Raw genomic sequence first — 21,825 nt, 5'->3', positions numbered from 1 at the left:
TAAAAAAAGTGCACCCTGCATCATGATGATGCAGGGTGCACTTTTTATTTTCAGTGGTCAAAGACCGCTACTATGCAAATCTTGGTTTCAGTTCATTTGCCAGTGTAACCATTTTCTTGAGGCCATCTTCAGGCAGGTTACCTTTCTTGAACTCAGCCAGTACTTCTGGTAAACGTACCTGCATTTCGTTCAGGAACGCTTCTTCGAAAGCACGTACTTGTTTTACAGGAACATCACGCAGCAAACCGTTGGTACCCAGGTAAATCATAGCTACCTGTTTTTCTACGGCGTACGGGCTAAACTGTGCCTGTTTCAGGATTTCCACGTTACGGGCACCTTTATCGATAACTGCTTTGGTAGCAGCATCCAGGTCACCACCGAATTTGGAGAACGCCTCCATTTCACGGTATTGCGCCTGATCGAGTTTCAGGGTACCAGATACTTTCTTCATGGATTTGATCTGGGCGTTACCACCTACGCGGCTTACCGAGATACCTACGTTGATCGCAGGACGGATACCGGCGTTGAACAGGTTACCTTCCAGGAAGATCTGACCATCGGTGATGGAGATTACGTTGGTTGGGATGTAAGCAGATACGTCACTCGCCTGTGTTTCGATGATAGGTAATGCTGTCAGGGAACCGCCACCTTTTACCAGGTGTCTGATAGATTCCGGCAGGTCATTCATCTGTTGAGCGATGGCATCATTGCTGATGATTTTCGCAGCACGCTCGAGTAAACGGCTATGCAGATAGAATACGTCACCCGGATAAGCTTCACGGCCTGGAGGACGTTTCAGCAGCAGGGATACCTCACGGTAAGCAACCGCCTGTTTAGACAGATCATCATAAACGATCAGTGCAGGACGACCTGAGTCACGGAAAAATTCACCGATAGCTGCGCCGGCAAACGGAGCGTAGAACTGCAACGGAGCAGGATCAGCAGCATTTGCAGCAACGATGGTAGTGTAAGCCATGGCACCCGCTTCCTGTAATGTTTTCATTACACCGGCAACAGTAGATGCTTTCTGACCAATCGCTACGTATATGCAATAAACAGGTTTACCTGCTTCATAAAATTCTTTCTGGTTGATGATGGTATCAATACAGATAGCTGTTTTACCTGTTTGACGGTCACCAATTACCAGCTCACGCTGACCACGACCAACAGGGATCATCGCATCAATTGCTTTTACACCTGTTTGCAGTGGTTCTTTTACCGGCTCACGGTATAATACTCCGGGTGCTTTACGCTCCAGTGGCATTTCATACAGTTCACCTTTAATCGGGCCTTTACCATCGATTGGCTCACCCAGTGTATTGATAACGCGGCCAACAACGCCTTCACCCACATTAATGGAAGCGATTTTGTTGGTGCGACGCACTTTATCTCCTTCTTTAATACCTGCTGACTGACCCATCAATACCACACCCACGTTGTCTTCTTCCAGGTTCAGTGCAATAGCTTTAACGCCGTTGCTGAATTCAACCAGTTCACCATAACCAACATTACCTAAACCGTATATGCGGGCAATACCATCACCCACCTGCAACACGGTACCTACCTCTTCCAGGTCGGCAGAAGCATTGAAGTTGCTCAACTGCTGGCGTAATATCGCCGAAATTTCATCAGGTTTAATATCAACCATAATTATGATTTTAAAAAAAGTCGTTAGAGAAAATTAGTATAACGACAACAGCTTTGCGTGTACGCAGCGGCTGCTGTATTGATTAACGTAAATCGGATACGTAAATGTTCTTGTTAAACTGCTGCTTAATATCTTTCAGATCACGCAGTATAGATGCGTCAAACAGCTGATCATTGGCTTCCAGTACAAAACCACCGATCAGGTCAGCATTTACAGCTGTTTCCAGTTCGATCTGCTGTGTACTTGCACTCGCGATCTTTTGTTTGATAACATCCAGTGTGGCGTTATCCAATGCCACAGCAGTAGTGATTTTTACAGGGCTGATATTTTTCAGCACCATGTACTGGCGTGAAAATTCAGTGGTCATTTCAGCCAGTGCGCTTTCACGGCCTTTGCTGACCAACAGGTTCACAAAAGAAGCAGTGGTGGCACTGATCCGGCCGTCCAGTATAGCAGCTAATATTTTTTGTTTCTTATCTGCCTTAATGATCGGGCTTTTAAGCAAATTCACCACATCAGGATTGCTTTTCATCACCTGTTGTAAAAACAGCATGTCAGTATGCACCGCTTCCAGCTGGTTCAGTTCCTGCGCCAGATCGATCAATGATTTTGCATACCGGGATGCTAAACGGGGATTCTGCATATAGCTTTTTTTAGCTTTGGGCTTTTAACCTGTAGCCTTTAGTTTAATTTGATTTCTCCTGCCAGTTGTTTCACGTAACCTTCCTGTGCTGTTTTATCAGCCAGTTCTCTTCTCAGCACTTTCTCTGCCACTTCAATTACGAGGTTACCTACCTGGTTTTTCACATCTGTTAACGCAGCCATTTTCTGGTTTTCGATAGCAGTGTAAGCTTCGCTGATGATCTTCTTCGCTTCCGCCTGCGCCTGAGTCTTGGCTTCGCTGATGATCATGTCTTTCGCATCTTTCGCTTCTTTCAGGATCTTGCTTCTTTCAGCTTTAGCTTCCGCCAGCACGTGTTCATGTTCTGCTTTCATCTGTGCCATCTCTTCCTTCACTCTTTCTGCTGTAGTAATGGAATCAGTGATGGAATCTTCTCTTTCCTTCAGAGTAGCGAGGATCGGAGTCCAGGCAAATTTCTTCAGGATCAGGAAAACGATGATGAAAATGATAAATGAAATAAGAAACAAGCCTAACGCGGGTTGTAACAGATCCATATAATTAGAATTTTATGATGTTGTTATGTTGATACTTACTAATTTCAAATTGGCATAAAGATTACTGCATCCATTGCCCTGTGCGCCGGATGCAGTAAAAAGTTCGGCTTACATAACTACCGCTAACAGACCAGCGATTACACCGAAGAGGGCAACACCCTCAACCAGCGCAGCAGCCAGGATCATGTTCGCACGGATGTCGTTAGCAGCTTCTGGTTGACGAGCGATAGACTCCAGAGCGCTCTTACCGATGTTACCTACGCCAATACCAGCCGCGATAGCCGCGATACCAGCACCAACAGCACCACCAGCCTTAGCCAGACCAGATGCAGCAGCAGCCTGCAATAAAATAGACAAAAGTGCCATAATGAATATGTATTTGAATTATAAAAAAAGTTCGTTTTAATATCGGAAGCTTTTAGCTTTTAGCAGTTAGCCATTAATGGCATCCCGCAGTTGGCCTCCGGCCTTTAATGATACTTTGCGGTTAGTACTCTTCCGTTCACTGAAGACTAAAAGCTAACAGCTAATGCCTAACAGCTCTAGTGGTGTCCGTGAGCTTCATCGTGTCCACCTTCCATCGCCTGGCCTATAAATACCGCCGTCAGGTTAGCAAAAATGAAAGCCTGGATAAAGGCAACCAGCAACTCCAGCATCATCATAACGATGTTGAACAGTACAGTTACAGGCATGAAACCATAACCAGCTACGGGATTCAATGAACCAAATATAAATACCAGGCAGATAATACTCAGGATAATGATGTGACCCGCCAGGATATTGGCAAACAACCGGATCATCAATGATACGGGCTTGGTAAATACACCAATCAGTTCCACCGGAACCAGGATCACTTTTACACCAAAAGGTACCGGAGGATTAAAGATGTGCGCCCAGAAATGCTTGTTGCTGCTGAGCAGGATAGCCACAAAGCTGATAATAGCCAATGCAGCTGTCACCGCCAGGTTACCCGTTACGTTGGCAGAACCAGGTAACAGACCCAACAGGTTATTGATGAGGATAAAAAAGAATATAGTCAGAATAAAAGGAGTATACTTTGCAGCGCCTTTGCCCGGGATATTAGGCTTCACCACTTCATCACGCATAAAGATAATTACCGGCTCAATCAGGCTCTGGAAGCCTTTAGGCGCTTTCTTGGAACCCCGCGTTTTGTAGGATTTCGCCACACTCAGCATAATCAAAATCAGCAATAACGCTGCAATGATCATGGAAGTGATATTCTTGGTCATAGAAAGATCATAGATCTTCTCACCGGTTGGATTGTCGCTGCCATCCACTGCAATAATATCGCCATTTGGATATTTGGCAGCATCCAGGCCTTTCTCCGCGCGATAGTGTTCTGTTACCAGACGGTATCCGTCATGCGCCTCGTGACCATGATGGAATGCAGAAGACAAAAATACAGATGTACCACGGGTCGGGTTGTAGATGATCACAGGCAACGGGATTGTTACATGCGTTTCACCCAGCTCAAAAAGATGCCAGTCATGAGCATCCTTTACGTGGCCGAAAATTGTTTCCTTAATATCTACTTTCTTAGGTTCAGTCGCCTCTTCTCCATGTGTTACCGCCTCACCTTCAACAGCGGTTGCTGCTGTTTTCTCATGATGACTGTCCTGTGCGAAGGAAAAATTACTAAAACTGTGAAGGCCTAAAACCATCACAAGTGCTACCATTCTATGTTTGAACCAATTGAAAGAAATCACCGTTTTCTGAAATTTTGCGCAAAGATACTCGTTTTTATCTTCAAAATTAAGCGACTACGAAAAAAAAGAGCGATATATTGCAATTATATTGATAACCAGCCCCTTGTATTAAGAAAAATAGCCGGTTTACGCATAAAAAAAGACCGCTGAAACCAGCGGTCACTTAAAGTATTTCATATTAATATTTTTATCATTTATCAGGCGGTGACAATTGCAGATATTTCCGGTTTGTATGCCATACCCATAGTGTATATTTTACACTTTGCTCACATTAAACTGCATACTGTGGAGTTTGTAATAAAATCCTTCGAGCTTCAGCAACTCTTCATGGGTACCCATCTCCTTAATCTCTCCTTTATCCAGCACAATAATCTTATCCGCCTTGCTGATGGTAGATAACCGGTGCGCAATAATAATCGCGGTACGGTCTGCAATGAGCTTATCTATCGCCTGCTGTATCATCATTTCAGATTCAGTGTCTACTGAAGAAGTCGCCTCATCAAGAACAAGTATAGCCGGATCATATAACAAAGCCCGCACAAAGGAGATCAGCTGCCGCTGCCCGAGCGACAACGTACTGCCCCGCTCCATTACCTGGTAATCATATCCGCCAGGCAACTGCATGATAAAATCATGGATACCGATCAACCTGGAAGCCTCTTCCACCTGCGCCCTGCTGATGCTGTTGTTATGCAACGTTATATTATCATAGATAGAACCCGCAAAGAGGAACACATCCTGCAATACCACCCCGATCTTACTGCGTAACGACTCCAGCGAATAAGCCGGTAATGCAATTCCATCTATCTTAATACTTCCCTTCTGAATTTCATATAGCCGGTTCAAAATGCTGATGATGGTAGTTTTTCCCGATCCCGTATGCCCCACAATCGCTACGGTATCGCCGGGCTTAGCATTGAAACTGATATTTTTTAACACGTAATGTTCATCCACATACGCAAAGCTCACGTTTTCAAAAGTGATAGCCCCCTTCATATTTTCAGCACGCTCATGTCCCTTATCTGCAATGTAATCCTGGTTGTCCAGCACTTTGAATACCCGTTCGCTGGCCACCATCCCCATCTGCAGGGTATTAAACTTGTCAGCCAGCATACGAAGCGGACGGAACAACATATTCAGATACATGATAAAGGCAATCATCACTCCCTGGGTCACTTCATAATTCAAGACCTTGTTGGCGCCCCACCAAACCATAAGTCCCAGCGATATCGCCAGGATAATTTCCACCACCGGGAAAAATACCGAATAGGCGAAAATAGCGTCAATATTGGCTTTACGGTGCTCTTTATTGATATGCTTGAAACGGGCAAACTCCCGTTTCTCTGCTGTAAAGGCCTGTACCACTACCATTCCTGTAAGATGCTCCTGCACAAAGGCATTCAGGGCCGACACCGCATTACGTACCCGGTAAAAGGATTTATTCACACTTTCTTTAAAAATATATGTCGCAAAGATCAGGATGGGAAAAGGCGACAAACTGATCAGCGTCAGGCGCCAGTCTTCCATAAACATCACCACCAGTATGGCCACAATCATCAACAGGTCTGCCACAATGGAAATGATCCCTTCAGAAAACACATCATTAATGGCCTCAATATCATTGATGGTACGGGTTGTAAGGGTACCAATGGGCGTTTTATCAAAAAAAGCAAGGTTCAGGTGTACAATCTTCTTATATACCGTTACGCGCAGATCCTTTACCACCGACTGCCCCAGCCAGTTGGTAAGATAAGAAAAGAAGAAGCGTACAATTGTTTCCAATATCAGCAACCCCACCTGTATAACCGTTACCAGTACCAGCATCTGCATTAACTGATTGGCAATGTATTTATCAACAGTTACCTGTATCAGATAAGGACGTAACGGAGATATGGCGGCCAGTATTACCGTTAATACCATCGAGATGTAGAAGGACCGTTTGTAGGGAGCCGCGAATGAGAATATGCGCCGTAATAAACTAAAATCAAATACTTTCTTTACCGCAAGATTTTCCAATGTGCCAGGTTTAAACTACTTAACAAACCTACGAATTTTGACGGTGATTCAGGTGATTGATATGATTATCCTGATGAGCGGAGATTAACAATGATGCCTGTGCTTAATTATAAAGCAAAGGACCCGTTTGAGCATTTCTCAAACGGGTCCTCGTTTTATTTTCTCTCATCAGGATAATCATATCAATCACCTGAATCATGGTCTTATTTCTTCACATCCTTCATGATTTGCTTATAGGCCTTAATGAAGATGGCGCCAAGGTTTTTGTGAGGCGGAACATAGTCGCTGAACAGATCCTTGTTACGGGCATCTCCCGCAAATCGTTTGGTCAGTTGCGCCCACATAATCACCCAGTCTACATTTTTACCGGCACGCACCTGGTCCTCCAGGGTGTGAATGATGGGTTCATTTACAAAGCGGGTACCTACCTGTTTGGAGGAAATAATATGCGCTTCGGGCGATTTTTCCAATACAGTAGCCAGGTTATGATAACCGCCACAAGAACCCAGCACCACTATTTTGGCAGAGCTCTGCAGGTTTTCCAGGGTGGTGTTGATATGATAACTGTGACCACGGTGAATAAAAATAGTAGGGTGAATATCATTTTCATCCAGGTAGTCCGACAGCTTGGCAATCGCTTCTTTATCTGCCGGTTCATCCGTCGGTAAGTTGGCAAAAATAGTGGTGGCCTTTCCTTTCGTAGAGGAAATGGTAGCCCAGTACTTATTGCGGGTTATTTTCCATTCAGAAGAAGGGAAATTAGTCATGAAGCTGGCAAAAGATTCCTGTCCGTCTTTGTCTCCATAAAAAAATACCTGCTGGTACACCCGGCCGCTATCGCTTTCCAGCGCGGCGCCGGTAACAAAGTTGATCGGGGGCAGCGATAACCGGCTGGCCATATCCGTAGCTTTGGACGAATCGTTCTCGTCTTTGTTAGACTCTGTTTCAAACAGGCTGCTCAGCAGCTGGTAAATAACCGTACCGCGTTTATCGCTATGCTTCTTTACATAAGCGAGGTTCTTTTTTACTTCTACCCGTAAAAAATCCAATAATTTCTCATCCCGGATACTGCCAAAAGAGTTGGCTACGTCTACTGCATCTTCCAAATCTTCTGTTTTTTCCAGATTCTGCACATATTTCTGCATGAGGTAGTTGGAATTTTCCGGCGCCATGGATTTCAGGAAGTTGTCCAGGGTATTAAACCCTGCGGCCATGGCGATGAATTTTTTGAAGCGGTCAAAATTTACCACCATCAGTAAACTATCACCACGGGGCGGTTTCATACGTACCATCATCTGGTCGTATAAACCGGCGTTGTTGTGGTTAGTGTAACTGGAAGTATACAACTCTTCCTGCCCGTTGATGATCAGGTAGTAGAGCTCTTCCGGTGTAAAATTTTTAACGATAGCGAATCGAACATTCGCTGGTTCTTCGTGCAGGTCATTAACACTGCGGATATAAAGCAGCGATTTGGCCTGCATGTTTTCCATCATAGCTTTCAGACCGAAGGGATTCTGTCCTTCATTTTTCAGTTTCTGCAGCGCAATGGTGGATTTCACCATTTGTCTGTAATACTGATAATCGTTATCCACAATGGTTTCCAGCTTGTCTACGGTAGTAGTGCCCGCCAGCAGCTCATCTATAAAAGGCAATATTTTTGTACTCTGTGGCGACTGCCCGATACGTACAATAGTTTGTACAATAGGATCCTGGTTACGTTTTATCACCGTCGCCATAGGGGTGAAAGATGTAGCGTAGGTAAGAACCTGGTTAGGGTATTTGCGTGCCACTGCGGCTATAATGGAGTCGGTACCGGGATAGTCCAGGTACTCGCCCAGTTTAGGCATAACTGTTTCCAGGTTATTAAAAGCATACTTGGTAAATACCTGTCCACGGGCTTCTTTGTAACCTGGGTTATCGTGGAAAGACTCTATCAGTCTTTCTGAAGCACTATACGACAGTTGCCCGATATACGGCAGAATGCTCTGCCCTTTGATATCGGCGTGCATCATGTTACGGAATGCGCTCACGATGGCGGGCGCTTCTTCCGGATCTATGTTACGGTGTGAACGCTTTTGGTTGTAATCTTTCAGCATGACATAGATACCTGAAAGATACTTTACTTTCAACCGGTGATCGAGCGCGTCATTATCCTCGATTTCCTGTTGAAGGTTATCTACTTCTTTGAGGAGCGCGTTTGTTACCTGCAGGTTGATGGTCTGATCGTCTGATACCTTAACCAGGTCATCGGCCTTTCCGTCAAATTTTGCAGCGGCGGCTTGTTCTTTGTCAATGTTATCATGAAATCCCTGCCGGCTGATTGGAATCGGATGATGACTGCTTTGTGCCTGTAGCGAGCTGATTGTAAATACCGCCAGCGATAATATTAATAGAAATCTTCTCATACTAAGTGATCTTTTCACGAGGACCAGATAGCAAATTTACAACCAAAATACAGAGTTTGCCAGCACTGAATTACTATCTTTTGTTTTTAAGGCTGATATATATACAATTATTACATCTATAACTACAACTGTCACTTTAAAGTGTTTGCAGATGCGTTTTGGCAGCATAAACATCAAAAGATTGCAGTTACATAAAAATCAAAATAGTATGAATGCCGAATATCCATCATATCATGCTCACATTGTTATTTGATGTACCTTGCTATTGATCGCGGAAAACCAGTCTGATATTGAATTAACAATTTCATAATGTTAATTTTCCATTAATCACGGGGATGGCTTTATAATTTTGTCCCGTCTTTTTAAAAGCAAAATTTATGATAGACCAAGCGGTTGCAGGAAAAATTCTGGTAGTAGATGACGAATTGGATATTCTCGAGATTATCAGCTATAATCTAAAAACAGCGGGTTATGATACCGTAACCGCGAAAGACGGCAGCGAGGCTATCCAGAAGGCTAAAATATTCAGACCGGATCTGATTATGCTGGATATCATGATGCCGAATAAGAACGGAATTGATACCTGCCGTGAAATCAGGAAGATCCCTGAGTTCAAAGATACCATGGTATTGTTTTTAACCGCCCTCAACGATGAAAAGTCGGAAGTAGACGGCCTTAATATGGGTGCAGACGATTACATCGCCAAGCCTATCAAACCCAAATTGCTGGTAAGCAGGATCAACGCTTTATTCCGCCGCTTACACAAGCCGGAAGAAACCCGTGTTACCCTCGGCGACCTGATCATTGACCGCGAAAAATTCACTGTTACTTACAAGGGACAAGAAATTATCCTGGCGAAGAAGGAATTTGAATTGCTGCAGTTACTCGCATCCAAGCCCGGCCGCGTATTCCTGCGTAACGAAATCCTGAACCAGGTATGGGGTACAGAAGTGATTGTGGGTGACCGTACGATAGACGTACATATCCGCAAAATACGCCAGAAGATAGGCATCGACTTGATTACTACCGTAAAAGGAGTAGGATACAAATTTGAGATGTAGTGAAAACGGCTGTTAGCAGTTAGCCATTAGCTGTTAGTGTAACCCTTTACTGCTTCGGTACTCATTTCTATTCTGTCTCTATTCTGAAAATTTTCCACCAATATACTGGTTGGCTAATAGCAAAATGCTAATAGCTAACAGCTTTTCTATGGTAACTAAGAAATTTAAACTAATTTCCCATTATTATACTAATTACTCACTCTGGAGTATGTTTAAAGCAAAAAACCTGTCCCCGCAAAAATTAGCGGGATTCACAGCCCTGGTTATATCGGCAGTTATTGCCCTGGGAAGCCTGCTGGTGGATGGCAATTGGAAGGTAGTATTGGGAGCCTTCGTGCTAACCTTTCTTGTTTCGTACTACCTGTACCTTTATACCCTGCAAAATTTCATTTACAGGAAAATAAAGCTGATCTACAAATTCATTTATCAAACCAAGGCCTCTAAAAGGGAAGAGTTCTTCCAGAAGAATATCCTTCCCCTGAAAACCATTGAAGAGGTAAGTGAAGATGTGGAAAAATGGGCCAGTCAGAAGAAAGAAGAACTGGAAAACCTCCGCCGGAATGAGGAGTTCCGTAAGGAGTTCCTGCTGAATCTTTCCCACGAGCTGAAAACGCCCATTTTTGCCGTTCAGGGCTACATTCACACATTACTGGATGGCGCGCTGGAGGATCCCAACGTAAACAAGCTGTTTCTGAAAAACGCCACCAAGAACATCGACCGTCTTTGCCGGCTGATCGACGATCTCGACGAAATATCCAAACTGGAAAGTGGCGAAATGACCGTCAACGCTGAAGTATTTGTGATCCAGGACCTGATCAAAGATGTATTTGACACCCTGTCGCTGAAAGCAAATACCAAAGGCATCAAATTCAATATCAAGAAAGGTTGCGAAGCACCGCAACCGGTGTTTGCCGACAAAGAAAAGATCAGGCAGGTACTTATTAACCTGGTCGATAATTCTATCAAATACGGTAAACCCGACGGCCATACCATTGCCAGCATTTACAGCATGGATGGCAAACGTGTACTGGTAGAAATTTCTGATGATGGTATCGGTATGGCGGAAGAACACCTGCCACGCGTATTTGAACGCTTTTACCGTACCGACAGAGCCCGTAGCCGGGACATCGGTGGTACCGGGCTGGGGCTGGCCATCGTAAAACATATCGTAGAAGCCCACGACCAATCCATTACCGTACGCAGCAAACCTGAAATAGGCAGCACGTTCGGATTTACCATGGAGTCCGGCAGAGAATAAGCAAAAAGCAGAAGGTAAAAGCAAAAAGCCATCGAAGCGAATGATCAGAGCGGATGTTAATCCATTTTCTCTGATTATTCGCTTCGATGGCTTTTTGCTTTTACCTTCTGCTTTTTGCTTCCTAAAACCGATACTGCATCCTGCACGTCAGTACATTATCTTTCAGGTCTTCCTTATACCCTTCCAGTTCCGTACTTTCATTGGTAACCCAGTCGTAGTAAACCATAAACTTCAGGTGCTCATTGGCGTAATAGAGGTAGCCAATGCCCAGCGTATTATAACGTATATCCGCAGCAGTAAGCCCTGCTCCGGGTACGCCAATTTCTTTTCCGCTTACTTTTTTATTGGGGTCATACCAGTCGTATTTTACCACTGCCTGGTGCTTATCGCTGCCCAGGTTCTGGATAAAATACAGGTAGGCGCCATCAAAATTGCGGATATACAATGGTTGTAGTTTGCCCTGAGGCGTTACCGGGATAATACCGGGTGTTTCGGAGGTAAGGGCGGTGGAGCTTTGCTGTCCGCGGATATACTCTGCCCGGAACTGCGTACTGCCTTTACCGGGGCCATTCGGAATTTTCAGTTGTATATCAGCGCCATAATAGTGCCGGGGGGCAATTTTACCGGCATTGGATGCCGATGAATCCACCAGGTAACCGGGCTTACCGTTTATGGTGCCCATGGTGTTGATATAGTTGGTAAACTGTTCCATACCGCCATACAATACTGAAACTCCGCCGGACAACATGGCTTTTGTTCCCTTGATCTTCCGGGGTTTCACCGCTATGCGGCCTATAAAATCTTTATGACTGTCGAAGTCTGTAGTGGCAGTAAGTCCCTGCCCGTTAAAGGCGCCGGCATCTATTCTCAGGAAACGCAGGGGATGATCTTTCCGTCTTGGCTCAAAAGTCACCATCGCTCCAAGGTCGCGCTCCGTTTTCATCAGTATCTGCGACATACGTCCCCTTTCCGGCGTTTCCCGGTCGGCAGACGACAGGTTGACCTCATATCCAAAAGGACGGGCAAACATCCCCCCTACAAACGATAAAACATTAAACCTGTTTTCAAAGAAACGACCATAGAAATCACGGATAAATACGCCCCGCTCTGAACCATCAAACTGAAATGCAAACTGTATTACCGGCATATCATGTTTGTTGAAACGCTCATAATCCACCCGGATACGACCCCGGCGAAGCGTAAAACGGTTATTAACCGCAGCTCCGAAATCGCCGCCGGCATAACTTCCCGCTCCCTTTGACTGGGCCGCCTGGAACTGAGGCTGGATATAACCGCTGAAACGCAGGGCATCGTATTTCTGATACAAGGATATCATCCCCTTCCCCAGCTCGGAGGTGGTGTCAATCATATCCATCAGGAACTGTGCACGAACAGTTATTGTAGAGCACAACATCAAAACTACTATCGGGAATATTCTCGCAATGCGCATCAGTCAGTCGAATTATTGCGCAAAAGTAGAATATTAACAATTATTTCATACACCCTGTTTTTATGATTGGTTAACGGCTTGTTAATCCAACCCTGTTCCGGTCATTGGGGAGATTCTGCCTGTCATATTGATTAGATTAGAATCAGCTTCCAAATTATGCCTCCATGAAAACATCAACAATTAACCATTGGGAGAAAAAGATACAACTAGCCATTTCATTATCCCATAACGACCCTCACGGAGAACGCGACCTCCGTACTGTTGCCGCGATGATCAGCGAATCCGTTGACAACTTTTCACACAAGTTTGTGGAGATATACGGGGAATCCTATATTCACTTTACGAAAAGACGAAGACTGGAAGCCGGCGCCGGTTACCTTCGTCATAGTGACTTCAGTATAGGACAGATCAGCGAAATGTGCGGCTATACGCATTCCAGCTTTACTAAGGCATTCCGTGAGTTATACAATGAAGCCCCTGTCAGCTTCCGCGACAGGCTGTATCTGCCCAATGAAGAACACACGCTGGCACGCACCAAAATAGCTACCACGCCGCACGACGATCCGCAAAGGCTCATTTTTTCACCGGACAGAACAGAAGAAATGCGGTTGCCGGATTATGTACTGTATTACAATATTCTTCCCCGCAACAATGATCCGGTGAGAAGTATGGTGGAATATATGAGTATTTACCAGCAACAACTGCATGCCATCAAAGCATCCATGTTGCTGCCCGGCGCCATGATCATTACCGGTACGCTGGACGTAGTGCCGGTGACCAATTATGCAAAAATGATGATGTATGTGGGGATTATGGTACCTGTGTTAAAAGTATATGATATAGCGCATCTGCAGATCCGCCTTGCTTTCCAGGACGCCTTCGGCCTCTTTACCAAAAACGTTCCCGGCGGGTACTATAAGAAATTGCCGGTCCCTATGAGCTTTGTAGCTGCAGGATTGCCGATGTACGAATTTATTAACAGCAGTTGCCGCGCAGGTCATTTTAAAATGAGCGGTAACCACTTCTTTATCTCGCTGACCGGTGAAAATGAATGCGAGATCTTTATCCCCTGGCAAAAACGATAAGATTAAAACTGGAAATAGATCGGAATCATAGGCTGGGTACTTTTTACCTGTACCAGCAACCACATAAACGCCACCATTATGGCTACGCTTCCTGCCACAGGTAAGCGTCCGAGCATCCTTTCCATGGAAAATTCCGCTTTGGAGGGGAGGAAGTGCAACACAAAACCCATGATCATCACCCAGAATACAGCGGTGTAACCACTGTACAATTCCATGGCTATTTCCGGCTGGAAGTCATATACCACCTGGTGTATCAGCGACCATGCATCATGGAAGGTGGAAGCCTTGAAGAACACCCAGCAGAAACATACAAAATGGAAAGTGATCAGTATACCAAGTATTTTAAAGATGGTAGCCTTGGCTCCTGTGATCACTGTTTTACTTTTCTTTAGCCAGTCGATACGCACTTTGTCAATCGCCAATGCACCACCGTGCATAGCTCCCCAGAAGATAAAGTTCCAGCTGGCGCCATGCCAGAAGCCACCAATCAGCATGGTCAGTGCCAGGTTAATATATTGACGCACTCGTCCTTTGCGGTTGCCGCCCAGGGGAATGTAGAGATAATCTCTCAGCCAGCTGGACAAAGAAATATGCCAGCGGCGCCAAAACTCAGTGATAGAGGAGCTCTGGTAGGGAGAATCGAAGTTTGGCGGAATTTTGAAACCGGTCCACCGCGCAATGCCCAATGCCATGTCGGAATAACCCGAGAAATCGCAATAGATCACCAGCGCATAACCGTACACACCAATGAGGCACTCCAGGCCGGTATGCTTGCTGGGATCATCAAAGATGTATTGAACAAAATTCTGGTAAATGAAATCTGATATGATGATTTTCTTGAACAACCCTGCTATGATGAGATACATGCCTTTCCCAATGTCCTCGGAACTGAGGCGATAGGGTTGTGAGATCTGCGGTATAAAATCGGCGGCACGGACAATCGGTCCCATCATCAGTTTCGGAAAGAACGAGAGGAAGAAAAGATAGTCCATGAAATTGCTCACGGGTTTAATTTCCCCCCGGTACACATCTATGGTATAGCTGAGGTTTTCGAAGGTATAAAACGAAATCCCTATGGGCAGTATGAGGCTTAGCGGATGAATATGCCCCGCAGTGAAGTCATTGATGATCCCGATAAAGAAGTTGGTATACTTGAAGTAAAACAGCAGCCCTATATTCAGCAGGATACTTATTATCAGCAGTGATTTTTTTGTTCGTTTATCCTGGCTCTCATGAATCCACCGGGACAGGTTAAAGTCCACAATGGCGGAAAGTATCACCAGTCCTACATAGTAGCCGCAGGCCTTATAAAAGAAATACAGCGAAAACACGGTATAGATCCATACCCTGGCAGCTTTACTTCTGCTGGCCAGCAGATAGCAAAACATAAACAAAGCAAAGAAATAGAAAAAAAAGCCACTGTTAAAGAGGACTGGATTTTTCTCATCATACAACAGCTCTGAAAGCAGCTCATTAACGTTGATCATTGGGTATAACTGGATTTTTCTTTGTTTGCTGTAAATAATGTGCGTAAGACTGTTGCATTGCTTCGTAGAGTAACTCTCCCTGCAACTGGTATCCTTTCACATTGAAATGAATATGATCCGGCGCCCATGCTCCTCCAAATCTACCCTTCTGCGCTTTATTCACTGCATTAAAATTCCAGCAGGCAATGCCGTGCTGTCTGGCATATCCCATGATCTGTTGTGTAACCATGGAGATATACGGATTAGGATAGTAAGCGGTATGATATACCATCCTGTATTTTTTCTTACCTATCTTTTTCCTGACACCTTTTTTAACTGCGCGCATACAATCCGGCGGAGTTGTTAACAGGATATTTACGGCAGGATTCTGTTCCCGGATGAGGGTAACAGCTTTATCTATTTCGTCTCTGAAGGCGAGTGGGTCCAGGCGGCCATAGGCTTCGTTTGTACCCAGGGAGATGATCACCAGTTGTGGTTTCAACACTGCCATCTGCGCCAGGAGAATATTGCTGATTTCATTGTAGTGCTGATACATGGCCCCGTTGATACCCACGCTGTGGTATAATACGCCATTACGACTGTTGGTCATCACCGCGCCGTAGAAGTGGAATGGACCGTTGCCGGTGCCTTCCCATCTTACCTGGAATGACTGCGAGGTTTGTAAGAAGTCGAGCGTAGCCATGCTTAGTGTGGACGTACCAGGGAAAGGCGCCGGCGTTACCGTTACTGTAGCTTCCGGGGATACTACCGTGTTATTGGTATTGCCTGCATCATAGAGTAATTGCACCTTACGGAAATTGTCGTCCATGCTACCATCCGGTTTAGCGGCAAACGACAATGTGGGCGCCTCGTTGGAAGAGGTAATAGCAATAGCGCCGGGACCAAGAACATCCGATTTATTACGGTCAACGACTCTTTCGGATGACCATCTTACGGAACTGTTCCATTTGAAATCTTCCGGACCGTTGGTACCGGCCAGGTTATAGGGGAAAATATATCCCCTGCCGGCATATCCAAACTGTTGCTGCAGCAGCGAAGCTGTAGCCAGTGGGAAATAGCCCGCCTGCACATGGGAATCTCCCAGGTGAAGAATGGATATTACATTACTGTCTGCCGCAGAAAGGGAATGAAAAACATTGTATAGCGCAGTGTCCTGCTGAATGTTGTTGACGTTTACCTGTTGTGCATAAGTTGTAATACCGGCGAGTAACAATGATAGCACTGCCACCCATCTTTTACTAAGGTTGTTGTGCCAGCCTGTATTCATTCATAATAGCTTTATAAAGCAGCGCCCCTACTTTGGCTGCTCCCGTTCTGTTAAAGTGTGTGTAATCCTTGTTGGCCATCACCGTATCTCCCTCTACCCACTTTACCATGGAGCCTTCGCCACCCATAGCAGCAAAGAGATTCCAATAGGCGGTACCATGACCGGCAGCCAGATCGTGCTGAACTTTCAGCAGGGCTTCTACGCCGGGTGCGGTAATATATTTGTCGGCTTTTCTGTAAGATTTATCGGCGGTACCTACAATCAGGAAAGACGTTCCGGGCAGATCCTGCCGCAGCGAGTCCATTACCTTTTTCATAGGCCGTTCGTACCAGCTGTAGTCTGTTAGCTCAGGGCGGAACAGTACATTGGCGCCATAGTGCATTACCACGAGGTCGTAAGGACGCTCCTGTTGCATGCGGCGTATCATATCGGCCGACAAGTGGCCCAGTTCCACACCGCTGATACCTCTGAACGAGTAGTTGTCTACATAAATACCATTCCCGTTTTCGAAGCAAACACCATAAAAAGGTTGCGCGCTCCCGGAATAGCGGAGCATGAGGGAAGGCTGAGCTGTATCCTGCTGCAGATCCAGCCTGTTTACCGGAGCATTACCGGAAAGCGTATAGGCTTTATCGTTAATAGTTACGGTGCCTTCGGAGGCAGGCCCGTACAACAGGGATATTTCCTGGAATTTGTCGAGCAATGGCTTTTTCACCGGGGAATATTTCACCCAGCTGCCGCCCCCCGGATAAAAGGTATGCCCTGACAAACCGAGTGTAATATTGGAGGGGGGTGAATTTTTATAATGATAATCTTTCCAGTCTGTAGAAAAGGTATGGGTGATGGTGGTTCTGAAAGAAGCCACCACGGAGGTAACCGGCACAAAGCCTACTCCGGCGCCGCCAAAGAAGCGCTGCAGGCTGTCGCGCAGATCGCCGGTGATCAGATCGCCTTCAATCATAGAGTCACCGAAGTAAGCGATACGTACTTTACGACGCTTCCCTGCCTTCAGTTCCTGCAGGGCGGTGAGGAAATGTCTCATTCCCACAACGGTATCACCGGGTACCGGAGAGGCATATTCCATGATGCCGGCGTACGACATAAAATCATGGGTATGATCCGGGTTCGGTACATGCGGGTTGGCAGCAATACCATTGCTGTCTAAACCAGAAAGCTTACTGCTGTCGTTGCCGGCAGCAGTAAGCTTTTGGTTGTCCGGGGAAGGAGAAGTTGTTCTCAGTTCTGATAACATGTCCACTTTCCGGAATTGAAAGTCTTTATATGAAAAGCTGTAGTTAAGCTGTGAAAGCCCCAACAGGCATACTAATGTTCCTAAAACGATATAGAACGGATAGGCAGACTTATTTTTGCCGGACATAGTTAATCATCAGTTAGCACATCACTGATCGCCTGCCGGCATGCCTACGGTCAACCATTGTTTGGAATCCGTGGCCACGCTATCCATGCTTGCGTCCAGCTTATACAATTTATAGCGGTTAATAATATTTGTCACTCTTCTGATCCATTCGTGGCCGGCGGACGAATAACCGCTATGGTTCATTTTTTTGAGCCATACCGCAAATTCAGGATTGCCTTTCATTTCACCGAACCATTTTTTCCTGGCAAGCAGCTCCACAAAATGCTCATAGGAGGCCATGTCAGTTACATATTGTTTGTACACAGACCTGTGTCCTGGTTTGATCTGCGACATGTTATTCTTACCAACAATACCAAAGTGGTTGTGCAGCACTTTCGCATTTCTGCTGGTTCCGGTGCCGGATTCCAGCATGGCTATTCCGAGAATAACACTTGCAGGAATACCCGTTTCCTGCATGAGTTCTACAGATACCGGTTTAAACTTCTTCAAATAACTGTTTGTGGATTGTTGTGCAAACCCAACATTGCTGAGCATTAGCAATAATAACACCGCACATAACCATACTGTCCTCTTAAAGAATGTTGAAATTCTCATGGTAGTATTTTTTGTATCAGGTGATAGTTTTCTCTGTGTTTTCAGCATCATTTCTTACCTCACATATCAACGATGATCACACCGCAATATTACTTTAAAAATTTAAATAATACGTCTCTTCTCTTTTTCTTATCTATCCCGTTAAACGCTTGTTAAAAATATTGTACCTTATAATAGTGCCAATCCCCTTTGATGCGGCGATTTACCATACCAAAGGGGATTTTTACCTGCAAAAGCCCTGCTATTTGCAAAAATGATACCAACAACCGCAGCTGTTAGCCATTAGCGCCTGGCTTTTATAAAATGCAGCGACTGCTGACTACTTTACTAAACTGATTTTCAATTCGTTAAGCTGCACCTGGCTGATCTCACTCGGAGCATCCAGCATGACATCACGCCCTGAATTATTTTTTGGGAACGCGATAAAATCACGGATACTTTCACTGCCGCCTAATAGCGAGCACAAGCGGTCAAATCCTAATGCGATACCTCCATGCGGGGGAGCACCATATTCAAATGCTCCCAGCAGGAAACCAAATTTGTGTTCTGCCTCTTCTTTACTCATTCCCAGGGCTGCAAACATTTTCTGCTGCAGATCGCGCTGGAAAATACGAATAGAGCCTCCACCTATTTCTGTACCATTTAATACGATATCGTAAGCGTTTGCCTTAATCTTTCCATATTGAGCAGGATCATCCATCAGGGCAATTTGCTCTGGCTTTGGAGCTGTAAACGGATGGTGACGGGCCACCCAGCGATTATCTTCTTCGGCGTATTCAAATAACGGAAAGTCTATAACCCACAACGGTTTAAACTCGTTTTTGTTGCGTAAACCGAGCCTTTCTCCCATCTCAAGGCGCAGTTCGCTGGCGGCTTTACGGGTACGCTCTTCCTTGCCAGCCAGCACCAGGATGAGATCTCCGGGTTCAGCCTGACATTTTTGCGCCCATAATTTCAATTGTTCTTCGTCAAAAAACTTATCCACAGAGCTCTTCAGCGTACCATCGGTGTTGTACCGCAGATATACCAGGCCACTCATGCCGATTTGCGGACGTTTTACCCAATCTGTCAGCTCATCCAGCTGTTTACGGGTATAGTCGGCGCAACCTTTTGCAGCGATGGCTACCACCAGCTCCGCCTCGTCAAATACCTTAAATCCTCTATTCTTAGTGGTATCGTTCAGGTTTACCAGCTTCATTTCAAAGCGGATATCCGGCTTATCGTTACCATAATATTCCATTGCATCGTCGAAGGTCATCCTGGGGAAAGCATCCGGGAACTCGATTCCTTTTATCTCCCTGAAGATATGTTTCAACATGGGCTCAAATGTACCCAGGATGTCTTCCTGGTCCACAAAGCTCATTTCACAGTCGATCTGTGTAAACTCCGGCTGGCGATCTGCACGCAAATCCTCATCCCTGAAGCATTTTACGATCTGGTAATAACGGTCATAACCACTCACCATCAGCAGTTGCTTAAAGGTTTGGGGCGACTGTGGCAGTCCGTAGAACTGGTTAGGGTTCATACGGCTGGGTACTACGAAATCGCGGGCTCCTTCCGGGGTAGAACCAATCAGGAAAGGCGTTTCTATATCCATGAAACCGGCGGCATGCAGATAGTTACGTGCGGAACGTCCTATATTATAACGCAGTTCCAGGTTTTGTCTTACTGCATTGCGACGGAGATCGAGGAAACGGTATTTCATACGCAGTTCATCGCCGCCATCAGTATCATCCTGTATAGTAAACGGCGGTGTTTTCGCCGCATTCAGGATGGTAAAATCGCTTACCGTGATTTCGATATCACCGGTAGGGATGTTTTTATTTTTGCTGGAACGCTCGGTAACGGTACCTTTCACCTGGATCACAAATTCACGGCCCAGGGGCTGCGCGTCCAGCTTGGCATTCAGGCTTTCGCCGAATAACAATTGTGTAATACCATACCGATCCCGCAGGTCAAAAAAATTGATGCTGCCAAACTTTCTTACTGTCTGTACCCATCCGGCCAAAGTTACTTCCTGGCCCACCTGTTCCATTCTTAATTCCCCGCAAGTGTGCGTCCTATACATGCGTAAATAGTTGATTTAGTTAGTTTTATGGTTGACATACGGAATAAGCTGTCATCAATTGGCGACCACTATCCAGTTGTTCACTTACACCCATAAGGGGGGCAAAGATACGGTTTGGATTGGGCATTTTATCCCGGTAGTATGTTAAAAATATCGTTGCAGGTCGATTTCCGGCATCAGTGGCGCATTGGCAACAAGCACATCCCTGAAATGGGCCGCCATAAAAGGCGCCAGCGAGCATCCCTTGGTTCCAAGTCCGTTGAATATACCGATGGCCGGGTACAAAGGATGAAAACCCACCATCGGGCGCCGGTCATTTCCCGAAGGCCGTACTGCCGATAAATGGTCCACTACTTCATAGGGTACCTTCAGGAGCTGTTTAAGGCTATTTTCGAGCATTTCCCGCTGTTTGGCAGTAGGATGGTCATCTTCATAATCCCATACAAAAGAGGAGCCTGCCCAGAACAATCCGTCGTCCTGTGGCACCAGGGTGATCCCTTTTTTTATAATATCAGCAGTTTCCAGTCCGGGAACGCTTATCATCAACACCTCCCCTTTATTGGGCAGAAATTTGACCGTCTTGAAAAAAGGAAGCATCGTAGTGGCAACCCCATCGCAAAAAAGGACCTTATCGACGCTAATATCTCCATAAATAACGCCGGCAGGAGTTACTTCCAGGGCAGCCACATCAAAATGGGTTTCCAGCAAAGCCTCCTGCGTTCTTAAGTATTGTCGGTAAGCCGGCAACAGGGCCCGGAGATTTACCGTAGCGCCATTTACAATGGCCGCTCCAAAAGGCTGCTCCAGGAATGACTCATACCGCATGGATCCCGGCAACTCCGTATAATCGTTAACGGTAGTTTTATGTAAGAAAGCATCCCTCATTTGGGCGGATGGGAATACGGTCCATAGCTGACGTGCTGTAAAAACCGGCACCTGCAGCAAAGCCGAAAGCTGCAGATAGGTAGCTTTTGCAAACGGATAAATAGTGTCGTACATCCAGGCTGGCTCAAAGCGGCGGCCCGATACCGGGTTAATAATCCCGGCAGCCACCCTCGAAGCACTATTGGGTTTGGCGTCGTCGATAACGATTACCTTCCTCCCCGCCTGTAGTAAGAACCAGCTCAGCATGGTTCCCGCAATTCCCTGCCCTATAATTAGGTAATCTGCTTTTCTCATGGAATGCAAATATAGAAATTACGAAT

The 21,825-nt window shown here is 45.7% G+C and carries 17 protein-coding genes; 3 read left to right on the top strand and 14 right to left on the bottom strand.

Annotated elements, in window-relative coordinates:
- Nucleotides 1–70: 70 nt before the first annotated feature.
- The 7 genes from atpA to KE626_RS15380 all read right to left on the bottom strand — a co-directional run bounded on the left by atpA (nt 71) and on the right by KE626_RS15380 (nt 8,972).
- A complete protein-coding gene (gene atpA / locus KE626_RS15410; protein WP_211973799.1) occupies nt 71–1,648 on the bottom strand; it encodes a F0F1 ATP synthase subunit alpha in 1,578 nt (525 codons plus the stop codon).
- An 82-nt stretch (nt 1,649–1,730) separates the two neighbouring features.
- The gene (atpH, locus tag KE626_RS15405; protein ID WP_211973798.1) at nt 1,731–2,291 is read right to left on the bottom strand and encodes an ATP synthase F1 subunit delta; all 561 of its coding nucleotides are present in this window, start codon (nt 2,289–2,291) and stop codon (nt 1,731–1,733) included.
- Nucleotides 2,292–2,329: 38 nt separating this feature from the next.
- Nucleotides 2,330–2,824, bottom strand: coding sequence for a F0F1 ATP synthase subunit B (gene atpF / locus KE626_RS15400; protein WP_211973797.1), 495 nt, complete (start codon nt 2,822–2,824; stop codon nt 2,330–2,332).
- 108 nt (nt 2,825–2,932) lie between these two features.
- Nucleotides 2,933–3,190, bottom strand: a complete 258-nt coding sequence (gene atpE / locus KE626_RS15395; protein ID WP_089758700.1) for an ATP synthase F0 subunit C — start codon at nt 3,188–3,190, stop codon at nt 2,933–2,935.
- A gap of 176 nt (nt 3,191–3,366) precedes the next feature.
- Nucleotides 3,367–4,521, bottom strand: coding sequence for a F0F1 ATP synthase subunit A (gene atpB, locus KE626_RS15390; protein WP_249207484.1), 1,155 nt, complete (start codon nt 4,519–4,521; stop codon nt 3,367–3,369).
- A gap of 285 nt (nt 4,522–4,806) precedes the next feature.
- A complete protein-coding gene (locus tag KE626_RS15385) occupies nt 4,807–6,567 on the bottom strand; it encodes an ABC transporter ATP-binding protein (protein ID WP_211973795.1) in 1,761 nt (586 codons plus the stop codon).
- A gap of 203 nt (nt 6,568–6,770) precedes the next feature.
- On the bottom strand, nt 6,771–8,972 hold the full coding sequence (locus KE626_RS15380) for a hypothetical protein (RefSeq protein ID WP_211973794.1): 2,202 nt from the start codon (nt 8,970–8,972) through the stop codon (nt 6,771–6,773).
- Nucleotides 8,973–9,349: 377 nt separating this feature from the next.
- Here KE626_RS15380 and KE626_RS15375 point away from each other — a divergent pair, with 377 nt between their 5' ends.
- Together KE626_RS15375 and KE626_RS15370 are read left to right on the top strand one after the other, a co-directional pair.
- Nucleotides 9,350–10,033 carry a response regulator transcription factor gene (locus tag KE626_RS15375; protein ID WP_079471020.1) on the top strand — a complete coding sequence of 228 codons (684 nt, stop codon included), beginning with the start codon at nt 9,350–9,352 and terminating at the stop codon, nt 10,031–10,033.
- A 208-nt stretch (nt 10,034–10,241) separates the two neighbouring features.
- A complete protein-coding gene (locus KE626_RS15370; protein WP_249207483.1) occupies nt 10,242–11,291 on the top strand; it encodes a sensor histidine kinase in 1,050 nt (349 codons plus the stop codon).
- A 121-nt stretch (nt 11,292–11,412) separates the two neighbouring features.
- Here KE626_RS15370 and KE626_RS15365 read toward each other — a convergent pair whose 3' ends face one another.
- Nucleotides 11,413–12,741 carry a porin gene (locus KE626_RS15365; protein WP_211973792.1) on the bottom strand — a complete coding sequence of 443 codons (1,329 nt, stop codon included), beginning with the start codon at nt 12,739–12,741 and terminating at the stop codon, nt 11,413–11,415.
- Nucleotides 12,742–12,905: 164 nt separating this feature from the next.
- Between KE626_RS15365 and KE626_RS15360 the strand changes: the two genes are divergently transcribed.
- Nucleotides 12,906–13,826 carry a helix-turn-helix transcriptional regulator gene (locus tag KE626_RS15360; RefSeq protein ID WP_211973791.1) on the top strand — a complete coding sequence of 307 codons (921 nt, stop codon included), beginning with the start codon at nt 12,906–12,908 and terminating at the stop codon, nt 13,824–13,826.
- A gap of 2 nt (nt 13,827–13,828) precedes the next feature.
- Here the strand turns inward: KE626_RS15360 and KE626_RS15355 are convergent, their stop codons facing one another.
- The 6 genes from KE626_RS15355 to KE626_RS15330 all read right to left on the bottom strand — a co-directional run bounded on the left by KE626_RS15355 (nt 13,829) and on the right by KE626_RS15330 (nt 21,799).
- Nucleotides 13,829–15,313 carry an MBOAT family O-acyltransferase gene (locus KE626_RS15355; RefSeq protein ID WP_211973790.1) on the bottom strand — a complete coding sequence of 495 codons (1,485 nt, stop codon included), beginning with the start codon at nt 15,311–15,313 and terminating at the stop codon, nt 13,829–13,831.
- On the bottom strand, nt 15,300–16,580 hold the full coding sequence (locus KE626_RS15350) for a GDSL-type esterase/lipase family protein (RefSeq protein WP_211973789.1): 1,281 nt from the start codon (nt 16,578–16,580) through the stop codon (nt 15,300–15,302). The genes KE626_RS15355 and KE626_RS15350 overlap by 14 nt, the downstream gene beginning before the upstream one ends.
- Complete coding sequence (locus KE626_RS15345) at nt 16,552–17,958, bottom strand: SGNH/GDSL hydrolase family protein (protein WP_211973788.1); 1,407 nt, start codon at nt 17,956–17,958, stop codon at nt 16,552–16,554. The genes KE626_RS15350 and KE626_RS15345 overlap by 29 nt, the downstream gene beginning before the upstream one ends.
- A 21-nt stretch (nt 17,959–17,979) precedes the next feature.
- Complete coding sequence (locus KE626_RS15340; protein WP_211973787.1) at nt 17,980–18,552, bottom strand: glucosaminidase domain-containing protein; 573 nt, start codon at nt 18,550–18,552, stop codon at nt 17,980–17,982.
- Between the two features lie 319 nt (nt 18,553–18,871).
- Nucleotides 18,872–20,620, bottom strand: coding sequence for an aspartate--tRNA ligase (aspS, locus tag KE626_RS15335; RefSeq protein WP_211973786.1), 1,749 nt, complete (start codon nt 20,618–20,620; stop codon nt 18,872–18,874).
- 144 nt (nt 20,621–20,764) lie between these two features.
- Nucleotides 20,765–21,799, bottom strand: a complete 1,035-nt coding sequence (locus KE626_RS15330; RefSeq protein WP_211973785.1) for an NAD(P)/FAD-dependent oxidoreductase — start codon at nt 21,797–21,799, stop codon at nt 20,765–20,767.
- Between the last annotated feature and the right edge of the window lie 26 nt (nt 21,800–21,825).

The organism is Chitinophaga hostae (genome assembly GCF_018224885.1).
Lineage (GTDB): Bacteria > Bacteroidota > Bacteroidia > Chitinophagales > Chitinophagaceae > Chitinophaga > Chitinophaga hostae.
This window is presented reverse-complemented; position numbering and strand designations above follow the sequence as displayed.

Bases quoted from the DNA above. Each gene is read 5' to 3' on its own strand.
- atpB (WP_249207484.1), bottom strand. From the start codon at position 4,521: ATGGTAGCACTTGTGATGGTTTTAGGCCTTCACAGTTTTAGTAATTTT.
- atpH (WP_211973798.1), bottom strand. From the start codon at position 2,291: ATGCAGAATCCCCGTTTAGCATCCCGGTATGCAAAATCATTGATCGAT.
- KE626_RS15350 (WP_211973789.1), bottom strand. From the start codon at position 16,580: ATGAATACAGGCTGGCACAACAACCTTAGTAAAAGATGGGTGGCAGTG.
- KE626_RS15365 (WP_211973792.1), bottom strand. From the start codon at position 12,741: ATGCGCATTGCGAGAATATTCCCGATAGTAGTTTTGATGTTGTGCTCT.
- atpF (WP_211973797.1), bottom strand. From the start codon at position 2,824: ATGGATCTGTTACAACCCGCGTTAGGCTTGTTTCTTATTTCATTTATC.
- atpE (WP_089758700.1), bottom strand. From the start codon at position 3,190: ATGGCACTTTTGTCTATTTTATTGCAGGCTGCTGCTGCATCTGGTCTG.
- KE626_RS15380 (WP_211973794.1), bottom strand. From the start codon at position 8,972: ATGAGAAGATTTCTATTAATATTATCGCTGGCGGTATTTACAATCAGC.
- KE626_RS15345 (WP_211973788.1), bottom strand. From the start codon at position 17,958: ATGTCCGGCAAAAATAAGTCTGCCTATCCGTTCTATATCGTTTTAGGA.
- aspS (WP_211973786.1), bottom strand. From the start codon at position 20,620: ATGTATAGGACGCACACTTGCGGGGAATTAAGAATGGAACAGGTGGGC.
- KE626_RS15330 (WP_211973785.1), bottom strand. From the start codon at position 21,799: ATGAGAAAAGCAGATTACCTAATTATAGGGCAGGGAATTGCGGGAACC.
- KE626_RS15355 (WP_211973790.1), bottom strand. From the start codon at position 15,313: ATGATCAACGTTAATGAGCTGCTTTCAGAGCTGTTGTATGATGAGAAA.
- KE626_RS15375 (WP_079471020.1), top strand. From the start codon at position 9,350: ATGATAGACCAAGCGGTTGCAGGAAAAATTCTGGTAGTAGATGACGAA.
- KE626_RS15370 (WP_249207483.1), top strand. From the start codon at position 10,242: ATGTTTAAAGCAAAAAACCTGTCCCCGCAAAAATTAGCGGGATTCACA.
- KE626_RS15340 (WP_211973787.1), bottom strand. From the start codon at position 18,552: ATGAGAATTTCAACATTCTTTAAGAGGACAGTATGGTTATGTGCGGTG.
- atpA (WP_211973799.1), bottom strand. From the start codon at position 1,648: ATGGTTGATATTAAACCTGATGAAATTTCGGCGATATTACGCCAGCAG.
- KE626_RS15360 (WP_211973791.1), top strand. From the start codon at position 12,906: ATGAAAACATCAACAATTAACCATTGGGAGAAAAAGATACAACTAGCC.